The sequence below is a fragment of the Cytobacillus oceanisediminis 2691 genome, from assembly GCF_000294775.2.
Classification (GTDB): domain Bacteria; phylum Bacillota; class Bacilli; order Bacillales; family Cytobacillaceae; genus Cytobacillus; species Cytobacillus pseudoceanisediminis.
Genome location: NZ_CP015506.1, coordinates 3,627,658 through 3,649,294 on the forward strand (window position 1 = coordinate 3,627,658; position 21,637 = coordinate 3,649,294).

Below are 21,637 nucleotides of genomic sequence, written 5' to 3' on the forward strand. Positions count from 1 at the left end.
GTTCAACCACAGATACTATATATTGTTTTAATTTAAGAATTAACTCGTTCCAAGGTCTCTTTTTTGATCCGCTTTCTTTTTGAAAGCGGAATTTTTTTGTTTTGGAAATAGAATCTCTTTCCATTAGCCTTCCAGAACAGGAAAAGAGCACTGCTCAATGGCAGTGCCCTTCTATAAGACCGATTATTTATCTTCATAATTTACGAGATCATCTATTTTTCCATCTTCATTATGCAGTATTGCCATTGTCCCCGCTTCTTCTGCCATGCTCTTCGCTTTCTCCACCGCTTCTGACTGTGACTCTGCAGTATACTCAGGCTCGTTTTGCCCTTCCTTTTTGACTGCCCATCCTTCCTCATCGTGCGGTACTACATGGAATCTTGCTTCATCTGTACCTGCTCTGTCCTTAAAATATTGTTCCTGTTCATCACTGTGAATGTTGCTTTTACGATTTGCCATGTTTATACCTCCTTTATATAAATGAACTTTCATCTATCGATGAGTACTATCACTTTACCCTTTTAGGGAGTAAAAAAACACAAAGTCTCTCGCCATAAACAGTAATAATTTCCCAATAGATTTTGTCTTTTATTATATAAATTTGACACATAGTGTCGCAAAAATAGGCTTACCCCATAGGAATTAGTACTCTATTCAAAAAATACCATTTTCTACTAAACTAGGAATCGTTAGGGAATCGAAAAACCACTAAATTTCAGGAGGGTATTATGTCAAGAAATAGTCGAAAATCTCCCAAGATATTAGCAGCGGCTCTAGCAGCTTCTTTAGCTTTTGGCACAATCGGGTATGCTGCCCCGCTAAGTAATGAAAATGGAAATTCATCCCACTCGCAAGATCAGAAGATTATTGCCAGAGTAAATGCTGAACGTGCTATCGAACACGTGAGGTATCTATCGGAAGAAATCGGGACAAGACCCGGCGGATTAGAAAATGAAAAAAAATCGGCAGAGTATATTGCCAATACACTCAAAAGTTATGGCTATGATGTTGAATTTCAATACTTTCCAGTAGCAGATCAATTCATAGGCAGTGCAGCATTTGAAGATGGGACGGTATGGGAAATGGGCGCTGCACCAAACGGAGCAATCAGCGATACGCCAGTTCATGCAGAAGTCATCTTTGTGGAAAATGAGAATTTCCAGGGAGCCGAAGGTAAAATAGTTCTTCTGGCTCGAGCAGATACTACAGCCGGATACCGAGAGCAGGTAGCCAAAGCAGTTGAGGCAGGGGCAGCTGGTGTGATTCTCCAAAGCCTTGTTGGAAGCCGCGGCAATTACGGACAAACTTTTAATCCTAACCTTACATCGGAATATGATATCCCGGTTTTTGGGGCTTCCTATATTCATGGAGAATGGCTCAAGGAACAAATGGAGCAAGGTGCAGTTGAGCTCTCCCTGTCAGCAAAACATTATAAGGATCTTAAATCGGTAAATGTAATTGCAACCAAGGAAGCTAAATCAAAAGATGAAGATACAAAAGAGGTTATACTAGGTGCCCATCATGATAGTGTGGTGGGTGCTCCAGGTGCGAATGATAATGCTTCCGGTGTAGGGTTAATGCTTGAACTTGCCAGAGTTTATAAAGGATACAATACAGACAAAACCCTTAAATTCATTGCATTTGGATCTGAGGAACGCGGACTTTTAGGAGCAAGATATTATGTAGATCAGTTAACAGAGACACAAAAAGATCAAATAGAAGCTGTTTTTGTTCCTGATATGGTTGCTACAAATTATGAAAAGGCTACAAACCTATATGCCATGACACCAGACGGCAGCCAAAACATTGTAACTTCTTCAACTGGTCATGCTGGGGCACGCTTGGGCAATTCGGATATTCTCCCAGGCAAATTCGGATCGAGTGACCATGTTCCTTTCCATAATGCCGGCATTCCTGCGGCCCTTTTTATCTGGATGGGCATAGACAGCTGGGATCCGCTTGTTTACCATATTGAAAAAGTCTATCATACACCGCAGGATACTATCGAAGATAATATCTCTGCAGAAAGAATGCAATCAGCACTTGATATCATCGGTTCCGGACTTTTTGATGTTGTCCGAAAAAAAACACAAGGCAATAATTAATGCTTTTATCCAGCCGCTGGCCAATTGCCGGCGGCTGGTTTATTAGCAAAAAAGAAACTCCATGCCTAACCCCGATTTCTTCTCTCCCTAACCTCCATTCAATATGCCATACCATACGTTTACACACCTTAACCAAATATATATGTTAACCTATTATAAAATTAAGTTGACAATAAACGTTTGCTGCTATTATTCTAAATTGTATAAATACAAATCTATCAGGAGGCATTTTATGAAGACAGGTTTAAGAACGATTGATTTAACATTGGCTGGCATGTTTGTTGGCCTAATGGCGGTTGGAGCAAATATCACTTCATTTGTCCCATTTTTAGTTATTGGGGGAGTGCCTATTACTTTGCAGACTTTTTTTGCCATTCTGGCAGGGGCTATTTTAGGTAGCCGATTAGGGGCTATTACTATGGCTGTCTATGCTTTTGCCGGGCTTGCAGGCGCCCCTGTATTTTCAAAATTCGGCGGCGGTTTTGCTTCCTTATTAAGCCCCACTTTCGGTTTTATCTTATCGTTTATAGTAACAGCCTATGTCACCGGCAAATTGATAGAAAAGAAAAAATCTGTTCCGGTGTATATTACTGCAGCTTTAATCGGAATGGTGATCAATTATGTTTTTGGGACGAATTGGATGTATATGGCCTATAAACTTTGGTTTACAGCACCTGAGGGATTTACCTATCATTTGGCATGGCTGTGGATGGCGGTCCCCCTTCCAAAAGACATAATTCTCTCTGTTTTTGCCGGGTTAATGGCCCATCGTCTGGAGCATAGAGTATTTGCAAGCAGTCAGTTCAGAAAAATGAACCGAGCAGCATAAACAATTTTACTAAGGAGGATACATATGAATTTCCAACAGTTAGCACTTGACGTACTGGAAGGACATGAACTTACAGACTCGGAGGCAATGGATGTTTTAAATTGTCCAGATGAAGAGCTGCTGAATCTATTGCACAGCGCCTATAAAATCCGCCATCATCATTATGGGAATCATGTTAAATTAAATATGATTATTAATACCAAATCAGGCCTATGTCCTGAAAACTGCGGCTATTGCTCACAATCCAGCATCTCAACAGCACCTATTGAAAAATACAGGATGATGGATAAGGAATCTATCATCCAGGGTGCAAAACAGGCACATCAGCTAAATGTTGGAACCTATTGCATCGTTGCAAGCGGAAGAGGTCCGAGCAATAGGGAGCTAAATGAAGTAATTTCAGCGGTTAAAGAAATTAAGGATAACTATAACATGAAGGTCTGCGCCTGTCTCGGGCTTCTAAAGCCTGATCAGGCTGAAAAGCTCAAGGAGGCTGGGGTCGACCGCTATAATCACAATATTAACACTTCTGAAAATCATCATGAGAGCATCACTACCTCCCATACATACCGTGACAGAGTCAATACGGTCCAATTAATAAAGGACGCAGGTATTTCACCGTGTTCCGGGGTAATTATTGGCATGAAAGAAACCAGGGAAGACGTCGTAGCGATGGCCAAAAGCCTAAAAGCCCTGGATGCCGACTCAATCCCGGTTAACTTTTTGCATGCAATTGATGGGACGCCCTTAGAAGGGACAGATGATTTGAATCCCCGCTATTGTCTGAAGGTGCTTTGCCTGATGCGTTTTATCAATCCATCAAAGGAAATCAGAATATCCGGAGGCAGAGAGGTGAATCTTAGGAGCCTTCAGCCGCTCGGGCTTTATCCTGCTAATTCTATTTTCGTAGGAGATTACTTAACCACAGCAGGTCAGGAAAGCACAGCGGATCACCAAATGCTGAAGGATCTGGGTTTTGAGATTGATTTTGTATCTGGGGAACCAGTATTCTCATGAAAAAAAAGATTCTGCGCAACAGCAGAATCTTTTTTTTTATATCCGGATAAGGTTTATAATTCATCAAAGCCATTATCAATTTGAACTTTTGTATATTGCCGCGATTTTTGTTCAAAGAAATCGGACTTCCCATGGTCAACCTGCTCATAAGCTACTATCCAGCGGAGCGGATTGGTCCGGTAGCCTTCAAACGGCCGTTCATATCCCAGCTGATTGCAGCGGATATTGGCATAAAATTTGATATAAGCTTCAACGTCAGACAGCAGGATGCCTTCTGTTTTGCTGCCGATCACATCGCGGGCCCATTCAATCTCCAGTTCAGCAGCTCTTTTAAAAGTCTCCTGGACGAATTTACTTAATTCATTAGTATTAAGTTCCGGATTTTCCTGCAGAATTTCTTTAAAAATTTTAACAAACAAATCTACATGAATTTGTTCATCCCGGTTGATGTAATTAATCATCGTTGAGGTGGCTACCATTTTCTGATTTCTGGCCAGGTGATAAAAGAATGCAAAGCCTGAATAAAAGAAAAGCCCCTCCAGAACGACATCAAACACAATAGATTTAAGCAGGTTCTCTGCACTTGGATTCTCAGCAAAATCTTTATATCCGTTCACAACAAATTCATTTCTTTCAGCTAATATAGGTTCTGTACGCCAGAATTCAAAAACCTCATCCTGTTTTTGTTTGGGAACAAGGCTTGATAGAACATACGAATATGAGTGATTATGAATCACCTCCTGCTGTGCAAGTATGATCATGAGTGCCGATATGCTTGAGTCGGTAATATAATCAGCAACTTTTCCGGCATAATCCGTCTGGATACTGTCGAGCAATGCAAGCAGGCCAATAATTTTCAAAAATGCCTCTTGTTCACTTTTCGTTAATTCCGGAAATTGCTTAATGTCCTGTGACATGTTTATTTCAAAAGGCGTCCAAAAGTTAGCGAGCATTTTTTTATACTTTGGATAGGCCCAGGAGAAGCGTACATCATCCCAATTAAGAATATTGGAGCATTCCCCATTGATGATTGATGTTGATTTGTTTGGCGCCGATTGATTAATAATTGGCCGTTTTTCTAGAGTATTCATAACGTCCTCCTTTAGCTTGAGCAAGATTCACAGTCTTCAATCTCAGATGAAGTTGATCGGATATAATACGTTGTTTTTAATTTTTTCTTCCATGCTGAAAGATGCAGATTTAAAAGATCGATTGCTTTAATATGGTTCGGTATATAGAAATTAAATGAAATAGCTTGATCTATATGTTTTTGTCTGTTTGCATTCTGCCTGATGCTCCACTCCTGGTTAATATGATAGGCAGATTTGTAATACCAAATGGTCTCACTGTTAATATCGGGAGCTGTCACAGGGATCCGATAATCCTTTTTCTCTTCGGAGTACTGCTTGTTGAATATAGGATCAATACTTGGAGTGCTTCCTGCAATTAAAGCAGTTGATGCATTAGGTGCAACCGCCAGCAAATAGGCATTTCGAACACCGTTTTCACTTACCTCTTTGCTCAATGCAGCCCAGTCCATGTCTGACTCTGCCTCCAGATATCCCCTCTTTTCAAAGTAAGCACCCGTTTCCCAATCAGAACCTTTAAAGGCTGAATAGCTTCCTTTTTCTTTAGCCAGATCCATAGAACTTTTTATCGCTAAAAAAGCAATTTGCTCATATAGAATGTCAGCGAATTTTTCTGCTTCTTCGCTTTCCCATGTGATTTTTTTCAGTGCAAGAAGGTGGTGCCATCCAAAAGTCCCCAGTCCAATCGCACGGTACTTCTGGTTTGTGATCTGGCCCTGAGGCACCGGAATACTATTAATATCAATGACATTATCAAGCATTCGCACCTGAATTGGCACAAGCCTTTCAAGTACTCCCTCACTTATGGCCCTTGCAAGATTGATGGATGAAAGATTGCAGACAACGAAGTCTCCTGGATGTTTTTCGATAATAATTCTCCCATCCCTTGTATATTCTTCAACCCTCTTTGTAACACTTTGGTTTTGTACAATCTCAGTGCACAGGTTTGTACAATAAATCATTCCGCAATGTGAATTGGCATTTTTCCGATTTACTTCATCCCGGTAAAACATAAATGGTGTCCCTGTTTCAAGCTGGCTTCTCATGATGGATTTCATTATATCGATGGCAGGCACTTTTTCCCTTGATAGATTCGGGTTATCTATACACTCTTTATATTTCTGGCGGAATGAACCTTCGCCTTCACCTTCATCATAAAAATCCTCCAGTGAAAAGCCCATTACCTTGCGGACTTCATGGGGATCAAATAAATACCAATATCCCCGGCTTTCCACTTTTTCCATAAACAAATCCGGAATGCAGACACCTGTGAATAAATCATGTGTCCGTTGCCGTTCATCTCCATTATTAAGCTTTGCATCAAGAAACGAGAAGATATCTTTATGCCAGACATCCAGATAGACGCTTATAGCACCCTGCCTCTGTCCAAGCTGATCAACACTGACTGCTGTGTTATTCAGCTGCTTCATCCAGGGAATCACACCTGAAGATGCCCCCTTAAATCCTTTAATATCACTTCCTCTGCTGCGGATCTTCCCTAAATATACTCCGATTCCCCCGCCATTTTTAGACAGTGATGCAATATCGGTATTGCTGTCATATATAGAATCAAGACTGTCATCAACAGTCTCAATGAAACAGCTTGAAAGCTGTCCCCAGTTTTTCCCTGCATTAGCGAGTGTTGGCGTGGCAACAGTCATATACAAACCACTCATTGCCCAGTAAGCTTCTTTAATGAGTTCAAGCCGCTTACCCTTCGGCTCCCTTTTCATCAGCACCATGCTGATGATCATGAACCGTTCCTGTGGAAGCTCATAAAGATTTTTCTGTTTGTCCCTGGCAAGATATCGGTCAGCCAGCATTTTCAACCCCAAATATGTAAATAAGCGGTCATTTTCTTTCTTTATGAATTGGGCAAGTTCATTTATCTCATCCTTTGAATACACATCTAATAAATCCTGGTCATAAATTCCTAAAGCCGTCAGCCGTTCAATTAACGTATAAAAATGTTTGTAGCAATCATCCGGCTGGCATTCTCTATTTTTTCCTGACTCAGTATAGAGCTTCTTAAGAAGCAGACGTGACGCGGCAAAAGTCCAATCAGGCTCATCAATACTTATAAAAGATAAACAATCCAGTATAAACTGGTCATACATTGCTTCCGCTCCCAGCTGGCTCATTTCTTCATACCTTTTTAATAGGTGCTCTATGCCGAGCTGTGGAAATTCTGTCTTAAGTTCTTCTAAAATTTCTATCGGTTGTATGGTTTGGACCATCTTACTTCCTCCTAAAGGCAAAATAAAAATCCGCCCGGAAAATGAGCGGATCAAACGATAGTATAATAGCTGGAAGAAGATGAATAAACGGCCATTACGCGATCGTTTCATCATCTCAATCCCCGAAGATATGAAACTTTCGATCGCCCTGGCAGGTCTCCTGGCTTGTGCTTCACTCTACTTAAAGCCCTTCCCATACAAACGCCATAAAGCGTTTTGTACAGTGGCATGCTCTTTTCGTCTGCACTTACAGTTGCGGGGACAGCTTCGGTTCTACACCGAATTCCCTATTAAGTCCTCATAGGACACCAATCACGATCTATATGTAGTTTTTATTCTTTTTAATATATACTATATATTGTAGATGATTCTATCATATGGAGAAATAGATTACAAATTTTTAATCGTTAATGGACGAAAAAGAACAGGGGGATATTCCCTCTGTTCTTTATTTCTCACTCATGATTTTCCATTTCAATATCATGAGATACCGGCTCAGGGGTAGCCCAAAATCTGCTCCTTTTAATTAAACGTTTTTTCATTTATCGCAGTCTAACGGACAGTATGACCCCACTACAGGGCTCAGAGGAGTCCATGGAGGATGAGTGGGTCAACTGCCCATTGAGGCCCGATTTGTTCAACTAACAATCAGCAGAGAAAAAGAATTCCCGCTGATTGAAGTTTCACTTTATTTTTACTCTTTGTAAACGAAGTGCGTTTAAAACGACAGATACGGAGCTGAACGCCATTGCGGCGCCGGCAAGCCAAGGTGCAAGGAACCCTATTGCAGCTACTGGGATGCCAAGGGTATTGTATGCAAATGCCCAGAAAAGATTTTGTTTTATATTCCTAATGGTTTTTTTGCTCATTAGGATGGCGTCTGCAATACTATTTAAATCACCTCTCATTAGCGTAATATCAGCTGCTTCCATCGCAACGTCTGTACCGGTTCCGATCGCCATACCAATATCAGCTACAGCAAGTGCAGGTGCATCGTTTATGCCATCGCCGACCATAGCTACTATTTTTCCCTGGTTCTGAAGTTTTTTTACTTCTTCTGCCTTGCCTTCAGGTAGAACCTCTGCAATTGCAGAGTCTATGCCCACTTCATCAGCTATTGCCTGAGCCGTACGTTTGTTATCTCCCGTAATCATAATGACTTCAATGCCCAGTTTCCTTAAGCGTTTGATTGCATCTCTGGATGTTTCCTTTATTGTATCCGCAACTGCCACGATACCTGCATATTTGCCATCAACCGCGACAAGCATTGCCGTTTTTCCATTTTCCTCCAGTGTTTCCATATCAAGTTTGGCTGACTGGACATTAACGTCGTATTTGTCCATTAATCTTCTTGTACCTATCAGGAGATCTTTTCCATCCACTCTCGCTTTTATTCCATACCCCGGAATAGCTTCAAATTCAACTGGATTAAATAGCATGATTCCTTTATCCTTTATTCCCTTTACTATCGCTTCAGCCAATGGATGCTCAGACTGTTTCTCCGCTGACCCTACAAGCTGGAGAAATGTTTTTTCTTCAACATTGTGTTCTATAATCACATCTGTTAATACCGGTTTGCCATGTGTAACTGTTCCAGTTTTATCAAGAACGACTGCAGTGATTTCATGCGTGAGCTCCAAGTGCTCTCCGCCTTTGAAGAGAACCCCATATTCCGCTGCCCGGCCTGAGCCGGCCATTATAGAGGTTGGCGTCGCCAGACCTAGAGCACATGGACATGCAATTACCAGGACAGCAATCAATTTTTCGAGTGCTTCTGCAAAATTTCCAGGACTTACCCATATATACCACACCAGGAATGTAACCACTGCTATGGCCACTACAATGGGAACGAATATCCCAGAGATTCTGTCTGCCATTCGCTGTATAGGGGCTTTTGAACCTTGCGCTTCTTCAACCACTTTAATAATCTGTGACAATGCTGTATCTTTGCCGACTTTAGTGGCTTTAATTTTCAGGAAGCCATTTTTATTAATGGTGGACCCAATAACTGTATCTCCTGCTGTTTTATCAACAGGTACACTTTCCCCTGTCAGCATGGATTCATCTAAAGCAGACTGTCCTTCGATAATCTCACCATCAACTGGAACTTTTTCACCTGGCTTTACATATATGATTTCCCCAGCAATGACTTCTTCAAGGGAAATTTCAATTTCTTCCCCTTCCCTTAAGACAGTTGCTGTTTTTGCCTGCAGCCCCATAAGCTTTTTGATTGCTTCAGAAGAACGTCCCTTAGCCCGGGCTTCAAACAGCTTGCCTAAGATTATTAATGTTATAAGGATAGCACTTGTTTCGTAATAAAGTTCCACCAAATGTGCATTGCTGCCAATTGATAAAATTGATTGGTATAAGCTATAGAAAAAAGCAGCAGAAGTTCCGAGTGCAACCAGCACATCCATATTGGCGCTCTTATTTTTTAATGCCTTATATGCCCCGACATAAAATTGCTTTCCTATGAAAAATTGTATCGGTGCTGCAAGAGCCAACTGTACCCACGGATTCATAAACATATCGGGAACATAAATAAATGATGTAAACTCGAAATGTCCAACCATGGACCAGAATAAAGGGATGGAAAGAATTAAAGAAAAAATAAACTTGCCTTTTTGTTTCTCAATTTCCTTTTCCCGATATCCCTCGATATCCTGGTCTTTATCCATTTTCACTTTCGCCTGATACCCTAGATTCTCCACTTTCTTTATCATGTCCTGAATGGAGATTTGTTCAGGATTATATTCCACAGTGCCCGTTTCAAGAGCCAGATTGACTACAGCTTGTTTGACGCCTGGAAGCTTATTAAGTCCCTTTTCAATCCTTCCAGAGCAAGCAGCGCAAGTCATGCCCAGCAATTCGAACTCTGCTTTCTCAGATACGACCGAATAACCTAAATCCTCAATTTTTTTCTCAAAAGCTTCGACAGAAGTTACTTCAGGATTATATTTAATTGCTGCTTTCTCTAAAGCAAGATTGACACTTGCTTCTTGGACGCCGTCCAGCTTATTTAATCCTTTCTCAATTCGAGACGAACAGGCAGCACATGTCATGCCTGATATTGGAAGGTGAACCTCTTTAAGGGCTGCATCAACCATAACTCCCACTCCTTTATTAAACGATGTTCCTCACAATTTGTATACTATACCCATCTACCCTATATGTCAACCAAATAAATCCAGACAAATTACTCATTTTATTTACTAAAAAAAGAGAACGTGTATTTTGTTCACACGTTCTTTCCCGATCCTATTACTCTACATCATAGCCTTGATCATCAATTGTTTCTTTGATTTGCCCAAGTGTAACTGCTGATGAGTCAAATTGAACCTGCACCTGGCCATTATCAAGGTCAACTGCTACTTTATCAACACCATTTAGTTTGCCGACACTGCCTTCTACCGCTTTTACACAATGTCCGCATGACATTCCGCTAACTTTTAAAGTGACATTTTCCATAATATTTAAACCTCCAATTATTTTTTCATTAGTTTTTGAATAGTGACTAAAAATTCATCAAGCACTTCTTGATCGCCTTCATGGATTCTTTCAACTACACAGCTTTTCAAATGGCCTTCGAGCAAAAGCTTCGCTACGCTATTCAAAGCGGACTGGGTTGCAGAAATTTGTGTTATTATATCGTCACAATACACGTCTCTGTCAATTAGTCCTTTTATTCCGCGTATTTGACCTTCAATCCGATTTAAACGGGTTGTCAAATTCTTTTTAACTTTTTCTGAGTGATGACTTTTTCGTTCCGATTCGATCGAACAGCAGCTTTCAGACAATAAATCCTCATTTTCCAATTCAAAAGCCATTTGATCAGCCTCCTTTATATTTATTATATTATACCCCGGTATCCTATGTAAAGGCCTGTGCTCAAAATGAAATAAATTACGGATTTTTATGTACAATTTCCCTTTCATGATATTTAAAATCTCTGTTTATACTAACGGAAACACTTTATTAAAGGAGGCAGCTAATGTGGAAAGAAAGCATAAAAATCCAGAAGACACGGGCAAAGATTTATATGGGATCGATAAAGATATCAGCCTGCAGTCAGTAAATTTTGCTTCTGCTGAGAATCAATATTTAAATGAACGTACACAAACTGAGTCCAATCAGGAAATATAGAGTTAAAAGCCGCCAACATGGCGGCTTAAGATCATCTTTACAATTCTGTCAGTTCTCCAATTTCTACCTCGGATCTTTCTTCAAGTGGACCGCGCAAATGTACCGTAGCTGTTCTTCCATCCTCATTCAGCTTATCGATCCACACAGAAGCACCATTGTATTTTACTTCGATATCTGCTGATGATGAAAGAATTTGCTTCACACGTTTTGCATCCATAAGTAACACTCTCCTCTGCATTTTTCATTTTATTTTTTGCATGGTCGAGAAATTTATGCTTTGCTTTGTCAAAAAGTGAAGTGAGTAAGCCTTCGATTTTTGATCAAGGTCTATATGGACTATGGCATCTGATTAAAATCTGCTGTTCATAACTTGCTCTGGATTAAAAGTTGTCCTATCCTTCCAATACACTGAATACACTTTGTACAAATAGGTTTTGGAGTTAGGAGCTGTACACTTATGAGCATTTTTCTAAGCTATGTTTTCTTGGGTCTGTCGCTTGCAGCGCCAATCGGTCCAATCAATGCTGCACAGTTGGATAAAGGAATAAAAAATGGATTTTTCCATGCCTGGCTGGTGGGGCTGGGAGCTATGACAGCAGATGCCATATATATGGGGGCTGTTTATTTGGGGGTTGTACACTTTCTTGAGATACCATTCATGAAAGCATTCTTATGGTGCTTTGGATTTTTCGTCCTTGTATACACAGGAGTTGAAACCCTGACAAGTGCCGGCAAAGTCGTTTCAAGCTATAGAACCAAAGATGAATCTAAAATTAAATCCTTTATGTCGGGTTTTCTCATGTCTTTGTCAAATCCTTTAACTATACTGTTTTGGCTTGGCATCTATGGTTCCATTCTGGCCAAAACAGCAGCCGAGTATGACAAGGCTCATGTCATTTTATACAGCGGTGCAATTTTCACTGGGCTTCTCCTCTGGGACATAACGATGGCTGCCGTCGCCAGCAGCTTTAGAAGATTTTTAACCGGAAAAATTCTCGCTTTAATTTCCATATTATCTGGCTTATCGCTGATTGGCTTTGGGTTTTATTTTGGGATACAGGCTTATAAACTTTTGTTGTAATACATATTCCATCCATTCAGACAAGGGGGAGAAAAACAGATAATTACGTGCTGAAATATCAATCTGAGCTGCAGGATGGCCAAAGGTATGAATTCTTTGAAGCTGCATTACAGTTAATATGGTTGTCTGTCAAGTTTGGGGATTTATCTGACATGAATTAAGTTTTATTTAGCATGTCTAAGAGTTGACCTAACTGGTTTTCATTTTTATCTTACATGTTTTGGTGTTTATCTCACATTTGGGACAATACTTCTTTGCTGAGAACAAATTTAACACATAAAACAGGAAGTTAATTAGGAGTGAAGCATATATAATTCATTTCTGGCGCTTATACGAATGAAAGTGACGCATATATGTGCCAAAGTGAAGCATAAACTGAAAATCATCCAAACATACAAAAAAAGAGCACCCTTCAGGTGCTCTCAGTTTGTAGACAAAAAGAGTTCGGAATAGTCTCATTCCGAACTCTTTTTGTCATTTTTTGTAGGACTTCAAGTAATTACAGAGAATTGCAGACCTCTCCGAGGTTATCATTTAGGCCATTTCTGGACCTTGCCAAGTCCAGTTGGCCATTTTCTTCAAATTCATGGCAGCGAAAGTAAGCATCGCCTGCATCGACATTTTTTTAAGTCCCCTGAGGGTTGTCCAACGCATGCCATGCTTTTCTTTTGCATCTGCGAATACTCGTTCAATTGTTTCTTTGCGTTTTTCATAGATCGGTTTGACGTCTTGATGGTGGCGAAGATGATCTGCTTCTTCCACATGTTCCTCCCACACATGACGTTGAATCAGTTTTTGATGTGCTTGACTCTGTGTGCATTGAGACAAGAAAGGGCATCCAGCACAAATTCGAGGATCTGATTTATATTGACGATACCCTTCCTTTGTAGTTGTAGTATATTTTAATATCTCACCAGTTGGGCAAATGTAACAGTCAAAATGCTCATCATAAACATACTCATGTTTTCTGAAGAAACCCTCTTTTGTGCGAGGTCGTGTGTAAGGTAAAGCAGGTGTGATGTCGTTTTTCAATAAGTAGCTCGTGATAGCAGGTGTTTTATAGGCTGCGTCTGCCGCAACAGCTTTTGGTTTACTAACTTTCTCAATGACTTGTTCTACCAATGGCTCTAAAATATGACTATCATGCGTGTTACCAGGGGTTACAATTGCGCCTAACACGAAGCCGTTGCGGTCTGCGGCCGCATGGAAAGAATAAGCGAACTGTTTTGTACGCTCATCTTTTACATAGTAGCCACTCTCTGGATCTGTTGTACTTTCCTTGATTTCTTTGTATTCTTCTTTATCAAACTTATCTGGTGGAAACGGCTTTTTTCCATGATCCTCGCGGTCTTGGTTAATCTCCTCTTGAAGGCGTTCTTGATAAGCACGGGTTTCTTTTCGAACAACTTTCTTTTCAAATTTGCGTTTATTTGCACTCGCTTTTACATGAGTAGAATCTACAAAAACGTGTTCAGCACTAATTAAATTCTTTTCAGCTGCGGTTTTTAAGATTCGGTAAAATATTTGTTCAAAGAGATCGGTGTCTTTAAATCGGCGCTCATAATTTTTACCGAAAGTTGAGAAGTGAGGAACTTTATCGTGAAAGCCATATCCTAAAAACCATCGATAAGCCATATTCGTTTTCAATTCTTCAATTGTTTGACGCATGGAGCGAATACCGAAGGTATATTGAATAAATGTGAGTTTAATTAATATTACAGGGTCAATACTTGGGCGGCCTTTTTCTGAATACTTATCTTTTACCAAGTCATAGATGAATGAGAAATTAATCGCCGCTTCAATTTTGCGGACCAAATGGTCCGCCGGTACAAGTTCGTCTAAAGCAACCATTTCAATTTGATCCCGTTGAATTGGATTATGTTTTGAAAGCATTTAAATCACCTCAAGCATTGTATTACTTCTATTTTAAAATAAAAAAGACTGCAGACAAGCACGATTTTCATCGAGTTTGTCGACAGTCTGAGAGCACCCTTCAGGTGCTCTTTCATATGCCCGGCAGCGTCCTACTCTCACAGGGGGACAGCCCCCAACTACCATCGGCGCTGAGAAGCTTAACTTCCGTGTTCGGTATGGGAACGGGTGTGACCTTCTCGCTATCGCCACCGGACTATGTAATTGAAGAAACTTCGTTCCCTCAAAATAGATAATGTATGAAGAAGCATTTGCCGAGTATTCACCAATGACTTGTCTAGCTTCGGCTCCTAACTTCTCTCGAAGTTGACAGTCGCCTCCGCTTTTCGTTTTGGTTAAGTCCTCGATCGATTAGTATCAGTCAGCTCCACATGTCGCCACGCTTCCACCTCTGACCTATCAACCTGATCATCTTTCAGGGATCTTACTAGCTTGACGCTATGGGAAATCTCATCTCGAGGGGGGCTTCATGCTTAGATGCTTTCAGCACTTATCCCTTCCGCACATAGCTACCCAGCGATGCCTTTGGCAAGACAACTGGTACACCAGCGGTGCGTCCATCCCGGTCCTCTCGTACTAAGGACAGCTCCTCTCAAATTTCCTGCGCCCACGACGGATAGGGACCGAACTGTCTCACGACGTTCTGAACCCAGCTCGCGTACCGCTTTAATGGGCGAACAGCCCAACCCTTGGGACCGACTACAGCCCCAGGATGCGATGAGCCGACATCGAGGTGCCAAACCTCCCCGTCGATGTGGACTCTTGGGGGAGATAAGCCTGTTATCCCCGGGGTAGCTTTTATCCGTTGAGCGATGGCCCTTCCATGCGGAACCACCGGATCACTAAGCCCGACTTTCGTCCCTGCTCGACTTGTAGGTCTCGCAGTCAAGCTCCCTTGTGCCTTTACACTCTGCGAATGATTTCCAACCATTCTGAGGGAACCTTTGGGCGCCTCCGTTACTTTTTAGGAGGCGACCGCCCCAGTCAAACTGCCCACCTGACACTGTCTCCCGCCCCGATAAGGGGCGCGGGTTAGAATTTCAATACAGCCAGGGTAGTATCCCACCGACGCCTCCACCGAAGCTGGCGCTCCGGCTTCTCAGGCTCCTACCTATCCTGTACAAGCTGTACCAAAATTCAATATCAGGCTACAGTAAAGCTCCACGGGGTCTTTCCGTCCTGTCGCGGGTAACCTGCATCTTCACAGGTACTATAATTTCACCGAGTCTCTCGTTGAGACAGTGCCCAGATCGTTACGCCTTTCGTGCGGGTCGGAACTTACCCGACAAGGAATTTCGCTACCTTAGGACCGTTATAGTTACGGCCGCCGTTTACTGGGGCTTCGATTCAAAGCTTCGCTTGCGCTAACCTCTCCTCTTAACCTTCCAGCACCGGGCAGGCGTCAGCCCCTATACTTCGCCTTGCGGCTTCGCAGAGACCTGTGTTTTTGCTAAACAGTCGCCTGGGCCTATTCACTGCGGCTCATCAGGGCTATTCACCCTAATGAGCACCCCTTCTCCCGAAGTTACGGGGTCATTTTGCCGAGTTCCTTAACGAGAGTTCTCTCGCTCACCTTAGGATTCTCTCCTCGCCTACCTGTGTCGGTTTGCGGTACGGGCACCTTTTCCCTCGCTAGAGGCTTTTCTTGGCAGTGTGGAATCAGGAACTTCGGTACTAAATTTCCCTCGCCGTCACAGCTCAGCCTGTGTGGTAACGGGATTTGCCTCGTTACCGGCCTAACTGCTTGGACGCGCTAATCCAGCAGCGCGCTTACCCTATCCTCCTGCGTCCCCCCATTGCTCAAACGGTAAAGAGGTGGTACAGGAATATCAACCTGTTGTCCATCGCCTACGCTTTTCAGCCTCGGCTTAGGTCCCGACTAACCCTGAGCGGACGAGCCTTCCTCAGGAAACCTTAGGCATTCGGTGGATGGGATTCTCACCCATCTTTCGCTACTCATACCGGCATTCTCACTTCTAAGCGCTCCACGGGTCCTTGCGATCCCGCTTCAACGCCCTTAGAACGCTCTCCTACCACTGACATCGGAAGATGTCAATCCACAGCTTCGGTGATACGTTTAGCCCCGGTACATTTTCGGCGCGGAGTCACTCGACCAGTGAGCTATTACGCACTCTTTAAATGGTGGCTGCTTCTAAGCCAACATCCTGGTTGTCTAAGCAACTCCACATCCTTTTCCACTTAACGTATACTTTGGGACCTTAGCTGGTGGTCTGGGCTGTTTCCCTCTTGACTACGGATCTTATCACTCGCAGTCTGACTCCCATGGATAAGTCTTTGGCATTCGGAGTTTGTCTGAATTCGGTAACCCGATGGGGGCCCCTAGTCCAAACAGTGCTCTACCTCCAAGACTCTTACTACATGAGGCTAGCCCTAAAGCTATTTCGGAGAGAACCAGCTATCTCCAAGTTCGATTGGAATTTCTCCGCTACCCACACCTCATCCCCGCACTTTTCAACGTGCGTGGGTTCGGGCCTCCATCCAGTGTTACCTGGACTTCACCCTGGACATGGGTAGATCACCTGGTTTCGGGTCTACGACCACATACTCATTCGCCCTATTCAGACTCGCTTTCGCTGCGGCTCCGTCTCATCAACTTAACCTCGCATGTAATCGTAACTCGCCGGTTCATTCTACAAAAGGCACGCTATCACCCATTAACGGGCTCTAACTACTTGTAGGCACACGGTTTCAGGATCTCTTTCACTCCCCTTCCGGGGTGCTTTTCACCTTTCCCTCACGGTACTGGTTCACTATCGGTCACTAGGGAGTATTTAGCCTTGGGAGATGGTCCTCCCTGCTTCCGACGGGATTTCTCGTGTCCCGCCGTACTCAGGATCCACTCTGGAGGGAACGAAGTTTCAACTACAGGGCTTTTACCTTCTCTGGCCGGCCTTTCCAGACCTGTTCATTTACCTCGTTCCTTTGTAACTCCGTGTAGAGTGTCCTACAACCCCAAGAGGCAAGCCTCTTGGTTTGGGCTAATCCCGTTTCGCTCGCCGCTACTCAGGGAATCGCGTTTGCTTTCTCTTCCTCCGGGTACTTAGATGTTTCAGTTCCCCGGGTCTGCCTTCTATACCCTATGTATTCAGGTAAAGATCCTATCCCATTACGGATAGGGGGTTTCCCCATTCGGAAATCTCCGGATCAAAGCTTACTTACAGCTCCCCGAAGCATATCGGTGTTAGTACCGTCCTTCATCGGCTCCTAGTGCCAAGGCATTCACCGTGCGCCCTTTCTAACTTAACCTACTTCGGCCGCTGATCGACTGCGGATCTCTGCGTCAGCTCTCTCGCTCCGCTCCTCACGTACTGAAGTACGCTCCGGTGCTCACTCGGTCGCTTCCTTGATCTCCTTGCCGCTCATCGTCCTCATGGTTTGTGCTCTTACTTCGTTTTAAAACAAAAATAAGAGAAAAAAACTAAGATGGCGATTACTCGGTTATTGCTTCTTCATTATCATTATCTAGTTTTCAAAGAACGAATCTTTCATTGAGAGATTGAACTCTCAAAACTGAACGAACAAAACACGTCACGTTTCATGTAAATATCCTTAGAAAGGAGGTGATCCAGCCGCACCTTCCGATACGGCTACCTTGTTACGACTTCACCCCAATCATCTGTCCCACCTTAGGCGGCTGGCTCCAAAAGGTTACCCCACCGACTTCGGGTGTTACAAACTCTCGTGGTGTGACGGGCGGTGTGTACAAGGCCCGGGAACGTATTCACCGCGGCATGCTGATCCGCGATTACTAGCGATTCCGGCTTCATGCAGGCGAGTTGCAGCCTGCAATCCGAACTGAGAATGGTTTTATGGGATTCGCTTAACCTCGCGGTCTCGCAGCCCTTTGTACCATCCATTGTAGCACGTGTGTAGCCCAGGTCATAAGGGGCATGATGATTTGACGTCATCCCCACCTTCCTCCGGTTTGTCACCGGCAGTCACCTTAGAGTGCCCAACTGAATGCTGGCAACTAAGATCAAGGGTTGCGCTCGTTGCGGGACTTAACCCAACATCTCACGACACGAGCTGACGACAACCATGCACCACCTGTCATCCTGTCCCCCGAAGGGGAACGCCCTATCTCTAGGGTTGTCAGGAGATGTCAAGACCTGGTAAGGTTCTTCGCGTTGCTTCGAATTAAACCACATGCTCCACCGCTTGTGCGGGCCCCCGTCAATTCCTTTGAGTTTCAGCCTTGCGGCCGTACTCCCCAGGCGGAGTGCTTAATGCGTTTGCTGCAGCACTAAAGGGCGGAAACCCTCTAACACTTAGCACTCATCGTTTACGGCGTGGACTACCAGGGTATCTAATCCTGTTTGCTCCCCACGCTTTCGCGCCTCAGCGTCAGTTACAGACCAAAGAGTCGCCTTCGCCACTGGTGTTCCTCCACATCTCTACGCATTTCACCGCTACACGTGGAATTCCACTCTTCTCTTCTGCACTCAAGTTCCCCAGTTTCCAATGACCCTCCCCGGTTGAGCCGGGGGCTTTCACATCAGACTTAAGGAACCGCCTGCGCGCGCTTTACGCCCAATAATTCCGGACAACGCTTGCCACCTACGTATTACCGCGGCTGCTGGCACGTAGTTAGCCGTGGCTTTCTGATTAGGTACCGTCAAGGTACCGGCAGTTACTCCGGTACTTGTTCTTCCCTAACAACAGAGTTTTACGATCCGAAAACCTTCATCACTCACGCGGCGTTGCTCCGTCAGACTTTCGTCCATTGCGGAAGATTCCCTACTGCTGCCTCCCGTAGGAGTCTGGGCCGTGTCTCAGTCCCAGTGTGGCCGATCACCCTCTCAGGTCGGCTACGCATCGTTGCCTTGGTGAGCCGTTACCTCACCAACTAGCTAATGCGCCGCGGGCCCATCTGTAAGTGATAGCCGAAACCATCTTTCAGCTTTCCCTCATGTGAGGGAAAGAATTATCCGGTATTAGCCCCGGTTTCCCGGAGTTATCCCAGTCTTACAGGCAGGTTGCCCACGTGTTACTCACCCGTCCGCCGCTGACTTCAGGGAGCAAGCTCCCATCTGTCCGCTCGACTTGCATGTATTAGGCACGCCGCCAGCGTTCGTCCTGAGCCAGGATCAAACTCTCCATATAAGAGTTGATTAAGCTCATAAGTTGTCTTTTCAAAAAAGACTAAAGAATTAACGTTGACGTTTTTGTTCGTTCAGTTTTCAAAGATCAATCTTTCAAGTTGCCATCTCTTAAAGCAACTTTTATATCATATCACTTACAACCTTCATCGTCAACAACATTTTAAAAATAATTTCAATCAGTTATTTTGTGAAAGCTGTTCTTAAATAATAGCACCGCCAGTGCTTCAGGTCAACGCTTTATTCGTGGTATTTTATTCCAGTTTTTTTCTTTGGATCATCAGATAACAATTCTTAAAGTATGGATTTCAGATTGACGGAAACATATAGTTATTTAATTTCCTGATTAGCATCAGCAATAGCATAAGTATCATACTGAAGTAAATAGGATTCCAAAAAGTGCTTATTTCTAGAATGTCCATTTTCACCATAAAGCACTGAAAAGCTAAATCGGCAAAAAATATCAAGGCCATCCATTTAAATCGAAAATATTTTATTATGATAATGGTCAGCAGCAGTGCATAGATAATCCAAACCAGAACACTGAAAGCTATATGGTCCTGATAAGGTGATACAAACCACCCAATGTTATACTGATGGGTTCCCAGGATAGACGTCAAACCAAAAGATATACCCTGAAAAATTGTGGTGATGGCCATATACACGGTTATAAACTGTATAAAAAAAGTGGGATCTTCAACTCTATTCCTCCACCATTTTATAATAAAAACTGAAGCAAACAAGATAATCGTGGTAAACCAAGATTTCCACCAATTGTGCTGATAGATGCCCAGCCAGAGAAACAGCTCTTCTATTCCATATATCGCGGCGATTATGAAAGCAATCCATCTGAAGCGAATTCTAAAAGCAGCTATTGCCATTAGTACACTAGGAATAAAAAAAGCCTGAGATATACTGGAGCCAAAAACATCATCATACCACTGGATAGAAAATAATTTCGGGTAATAGGAGTATGCGTCACCTAAAATTAATACAATGTATTCCATTAAAAAAGAAAGTCCCATAACAAAGAAATAAACCGCCAGATTATGCCGAAATTCAGTTCTAATATAAGTTATATAAATAAGACCTATGCTGATAAGCACTAATCCAAGAAACCAAAGCAAATTTGACATTCTTCCACATCCAGTTTAGCGCGTTTCCATTATTTTGTTCATCATGGAAAAACATATACTCAACATTGAACGAAGGGCAATTAGATGTAAGATTTATTATAAAGTTAAAGATGAAGAAAAAGGGGAAATGTATGGATTTTGAAATTAGTTATTTGTCATTTTTTGTTGTACAGGTCGAGGGAAAGGGGAAAATGCCGAGAAGTACTCTAAACACTTTCAGACTCCCGATTCAGAGAAATATGAGAATAGTGCAATAAAGGATTTTTAGGATGGTGAGCTTGCAAAGAGCTCTGCCGGAAATTGTTAAAATTGCAAACGACTCGGTGGTACAAGAACATATAGAAGAGCATTCCAGTCTGATAGCGAAGAAGAGAACAATCGGAAAGCAGCATGGAAATTGGGGCAGCCAGTCCAAAAAGGGAGATTCAACAGACCAGGTAATTGAAGCTTCCGTATAAATTATCGAACATTCTCCATAGATTGAGCTTAAGTTAAAGGATGGACAACGTATCCGTGATCGGGCTCCTTCAGATTTCAGGGAAACGATTCCTATAGCTAAAGTAAATGGACGTTATGTACTGCTTATTGAATCTGGAAGTATTAAGTTTAAAAAAGCTTTCCACTATTGAATTTCTAAGATCTGATGAGCTTGCAAGCGTAATAGAAAAAATCAGCAAAAAAATAAAGGGCGATGTCATCGCCCTTACAATTATTTAGAAAAGATGCTGTTATTGTTAACGACTTGCAATTCTTTAGTCGTTTCTGCCATTTCACTTTTGCAAATCGGACAAATAGGTACCTGGCTGCTTTTGAAATTGTCCCTTACCCAGCAGTTGCAAGACTCAGATGTACACTCCCAGATTTTCACTTCTTCAACCTTGATTTCTTCCAAATTTTTTCTGCCAAATCCCATTGCCATAATCAGGCACCTCCCAAAGAGTAAGACCCT

General features: G+C 42.8%; 18 protein-coding genes, 3 rRNA genes, 1 pseudogene and 1 riboswitch. Of the genes and pseudogenes, 9 read left to right on the top strand and 13 right to left on the bottom strand.

Going from position 1 to position 21,637, the window contains the following annotated elements; translation table 11 throughout:
- Positions 1-183 precede the first annotated feature (183 nt).
- Positions 184-459, bottom strand: a complete 276-nt coding sequence (locus A361_RS18240) for a DUF2188 domain-containing protein (RefSeq protein WP_019380466.1) — start codon at positions 457-459, stop codon at positions 184-186.
- A gap of 269 nt (positions 460-728) precedes the next feature.
- Here A361_RS18240 and A361_RS18245 point away from each other — a divergent pair, with 269 nt between their 5' ends.
- The 3 genes from A361_RS18245 (at position 729) to bioB (ending at position 3,951) form a co-directional block, all read left to right on the top strand.
- Positions 729-2,105, top strand: a complete 1,377-nt coding sequence (locus A361_RS18245) for a M28 family metallopeptidase (RefSeq protein ID WP_019380467.1) — start codon at positions 729-731, stop codon at positions 2,103-2,105.
- 232 nt (positions 2,106-2,337) lie between these two features.
- Positions 2,338-2,934 carry a biotin transporter BioY gene (locus A361_RS18250; RefSeq protein WP_019380468.1) on the top strand — a complete coding sequence of 199 codons (597 nt, stop codon included), beginning with the start codon at positions 2,338-2,340 and terminating at the stop codon, positions 2,932-2,934.
- A 24-nt stretch (positions 2,935-2,958) separates the two neighbouring features.
- Positions 2,959-3,951 (top strand): biotin synthase BioB, encoded by a 993-nt coding sequence (bioB, locus tag A361_RS18255; protein WP_019380469.1) that lies wholly within the window; start codon positions 2,959-2,961, stop codon positions 3,949-3,951.
- Between the two features lie 53 nt (positions 3,952-4,004).
- Here bioB and A361_RS18260 read toward each other — a convergent pair whose 3' ends face one another.
- The 5 genes from A361_RS18260 to A361_RS18280 form a co-directional block, all read right to left on the bottom strand.
- Positions 4,005-5,042 (bottom strand): ribonucleotide-diphosphate reductase subunit beta, encoded by a 1,038-nt coding sequence (locus tag A361_RS18260; RefSeq protein ID WP_019380470.1) that lies wholly within the window; start codon positions 5,040-5,042, stop codon positions 4,005-4,007.
- An 11-nt stretch (positions 5,043-5,053) separates the two neighbouring features.
- On the bottom strand, positions 5,054-7,276 hold the full coding sequence (locus A361_RS18265; protein WP_009336780.1) for a ribonucleoside-diphosphate reductase subunit alpha: 2,223 nt from the start codon (positions 7,274-7,276) through the stop codon (positions 5,054-5,056).
- A 132-nt stretch (positions 7,277-7,408) separates the two neighbouring features.
- Positions 7,409-7,604, bottom strand: a riboswitch (cobalamin riboswitch).
- A 355-nt stretch (positions 7,605-7,959) separates the two neighbouring features.
- Positions 7,960-10,383, bottom strand: a complete 2,424-nt coding sequence (locus tag A361_RS18270) for a heavy metal translocating P-type ATPase (protein ID WP_019380471.1) — start codon at positions 10,381-10,383, stop codon at positions 7,960-7,962.
- Positions 10,384-10,537: 154 nt separating this feature from the next.
- Positions 10,538-10,744, bottom strand: a complete 207-nt coding sequence (gene copZ / locus A361_RS18275; protein WP_009336783.1) for a copper chaperone CopZ — start codon at positions 10,742-10,744, stop codon at positions 10,538-10,540.
- A gap of 17 nt (positions 10,745-10,761) precedes the next feature.
- On the bottom strand, positions 10,762-11,103 hold the full coding sequence (locus A361_RS18280) for a metal-sensitive transcriptional regulator (protein ID WP_019380472.1): 342 nt from the start codon (positions 11,101-11,103) through the stop codon (positions 10,762-10,764).
- 166 nt (positions 11,104-11,269) lie between these two features.
- On the opposite strand from A361_RS18280, the gene A361_RS30555 reads away from it, so the two are divergent.
- Positions 11,270-11,419, top strand: a complete 150-nt coding sequence (locus A361_RS30555) for a hypothetical protein (RefSeq protein ID WP_009336785.1) — start codon at positions 11,270-11,272, stop codon at positions 11,417-11,419.
- Between the two features lie 37 nt (positions 11,420-11,456).
- On the opposite strand, the gene A361_RS18285 is transcribed toward A361_RS30555, so the two are convergent.
- Positions 11,457-11,636 carry an H-type small acid-soluble spore protein gene (locus tag A361_RS18285; RefSeq protein ID WP_009336786.1) on the bottom strand — a complete coding sequence of 60 codons (180 nt, stop codon included), beginning with the start codon at positions 11,634-11,636 and terminating at the stop codon, positions 11,457-11,459.
- Positions 11,637-11,876: 240 nt separating this feature from the next.
- On the opposite strand from A361_RS18285, the gene A361_RS18290 reads away from it, so the two are divergent.
- Entirely contained in the window at positions 11,877-12,500 is a 624-nt protein-coding gene (locus A361_RS18290) for a LysE family transporter (RefSeq protein WP_019380473.1), read from the top strand.
- Positions 12,501-13,034: 534 nt separating this feature from the next.
- Here the strand turns inward: A361_RS18290 and A361_RS18295 are convergent.
- The 5 genes from A361_RS18295 to A361_RS18315 all read right to left on the bottom strand — a co-directional run bounded on the left by A361_RS18295 (position 13,035) and on the right by A361_RS18315 (position 20,688).
- Positions 13,035-14,393, bottom strand: coding sequence for an IS1182 family transposase (locus tag A361_RS18295; protein ID WP_009336809.1), 1,359 nt, complete (start codon positions 14,391-14,393; stop codon positions 13,035-13,037).
- A gap of 118 nt (positions 14,394-14,511) precedes the next feature.
- Positions 14,512-14,628 (bottom strand): 5S ribosomal RNA (gene rrf / locus A361_RS18300).
- A 135-nt stretch (positions 14,629-14,763) separates the two neighbouring features.
- Positions 14,764-17,699, bottom strand: a 23S ribosomal RNA gene (locus A361_RS18305).
- A gap of 307 nt (positions 17,700-18,006) precedes the next feature.
- Positions 18,007-19,556: ribosomal RNA gene (locus A361_RS18310) — 16S ribosomal RNA — on the bottom strand.
- Together the 16S, 23S and 5S rRNA genes form the textbook arrangement of a ribosomal RNA operon.
- Positions 19,557-19,860: 304 nt before the next feature.
- Complete coding sequence (locus A361_RS18315; protein ID WP_009332498.1) at positions 19,861-20,688, bottom strand: hypothetical protein; 828 nt, start codon at positions 20,686-20,688, stop codon at positions 19,861-19,863.
- 131 nt (positions 20,689-20,819) lie between these two features.
- Between A361_RS18315 and A361_RS31525 the strand changes: the two are divergent.
- The 4 genes and pseudogenes from A361_RS31525 to A361_RS30290 all read left to right on the top strand — a co-directional run.
- Positions 20,820-20,953, top strand: a pseudogene (locus tag A361_RS31525) (DUF3900 domain-containing protein); the annotation flags it as partial.
- A 4-nt stretch (positions 20,954-20,957) separates the two neighbouring features.
- Positions 20,958-21,146 carry a hypothetical protein gene (locus A361_RS18320; protein WP_226280755.1) on the top strand — a complete coding sequence of 63 codons (189 nt, stop codon included), beginning with the start codon at positions 20,958-20,960 and terminating at the stop codon, positions 21,144-21,146.
- 21 nt (positions 21,147-21,167) lie between these two features.
- The gene (locus A361_RS31530) at positions 21,168-21,317 is read left to right on the top strand and encodes a DUF3898 domain-containing protein (RefSeq protein WP_157380201.1); all 150 of its coding nucleotides are present in this window, start codon (positions 21,168-21,170) and stop codon (positions 21,315-21,317) included.
- Positions 21,253-21,405, top strand: coding sequence for a hypothetical protein (locus A361_RS30290; RefSeq protein WP_009332500.1), 153 nt, complete (start codon positions 21,253-21,255; stop codon positions 21,403-21,405). Before A361_RS31530 ends, A361_RS30290 begins: the two co-directional genes overlap by 65 nt.
- Here the strand turns inward: A361_RS30290 and A361_RS18325 are convergent.
- A complete protein-coding gene (locus tag A361_RS18325) occupies positions 21,398-21,607 on the bottom strand; it encodes a cold-shock protein (RefSeq protein ID WP_009332501.1) in 210 nt (69 codons plus the stop codon). The two genes, A361_RS30290 and A361_RS18325, sit on opposite strands and share 8 nt — an antisense overlap.
- Positions 21,608-21,637: the final 30 nt, after the last annotated feature.

Coding starts and splice junctions, on each gene's coding strand:
- copZ (WP_009336783.1), bottom strand. CDS start 10,744: ATGGAAAATGTCACTTTAAAAGTTAGCGGAATGTCATGCGGACATTGT.
- A361_RS18290 (WP_019380473.1), top strand. CDS start 11,877: ATGAGCATTTTTCTAAGCTATGTTTTCTTGGGTCTGTCGCTTGCAGCG.
- A361_RS18260 (WP_019380470.1), bottom strand. CDS start 5,042: ATGAATACTCTAGAAAAACGGCCAATTATTAATCAATCGGCGCCAAAC.
- bioB (WP_019380469.1), top strand. CDS start 2,959: ATGAATTTCCAACAGTTAGCACTTGACGTACTGGAAGGACATGAACTT.
- A361_RS18325 (WP_009332501.1), bottom strand. CDS start 21,607: ATGGCAATGGGATTTGGCAGAAAAAATTTGGAAGAAATCAAGGTTGAA.
- A361_RS18315 (WP_009332498.1), bottom strand. CDS start 20,688: ATGTCAAATTTGCTTTGGTTTCTTGGATTAGTGCTTATCAGCATAGGT.
- A361_RS30290 (WP_009332500.1), top strand. CDS start 21,253: ATGGACGTTATGTACTGCTTATTGAATCTGGAAGTATTAAGTTTAAAA.
- A361_RS18245 (WP_019380467.1), top strand. CDS start 729: ATGTCAAGAAATAGTCGAAAATCTCCCAAGATATTAGCAGCGGCTCTA.
- A361_RS18320 (WP_226280755.1), top strand. CDS start 20,958: ATGGTGAGCTTGCAAAGAGCTCTGCCGGAAATTGTTAAAATTGCAAAC.
- A361_RS18265 (WP_009336780.1), bottom strand. CDS start 7,276: ATGGTCCAAACCATACAACCGATAGAAATTTTAGAAGAACTTAAGACA.
- A361_RS18280 (WP_019380472.1), bottom strand. CDS start 11,103: ATGGCTTTTGAATTGGAAAATGAGGATTTATTGTCTGAAAGCTGCTGT.
- A361_RS18285 (WP_009336786.1), bottom strand. CDS start 11,636: ATGGATGCAAAACGTGTGAAGCAAATTCTTTCATCATCAGCAGATATC.
- A361_RS18250 (WP_019380468.1), top strand. CDS start 2,338: ATGAAGACAGGTTTAAGAACGATTGATTTAACATTGGCTGGCATGTTT.
- A361_RS18270 (WP_019380471.1), bottom strand. CDS start 10,383: ATGGTTGATGCAGCCCTTAAAGAGGTTCACCTTCCAATATCAGGCATG.
- A361_RS18295 (WP_009336809.1), bottom strand. CDS start 14,393: ATGCTTTCAAAACATAATCCAATTCAACGGGATCAAATTGAAATGGTT.
- A361_RS18240 (WP_019380466.1), bottom strand. CDS start 459: ATGGCAAATCGTAAAAGCAACATTCACAGTGATGAACAGGAACAATAT.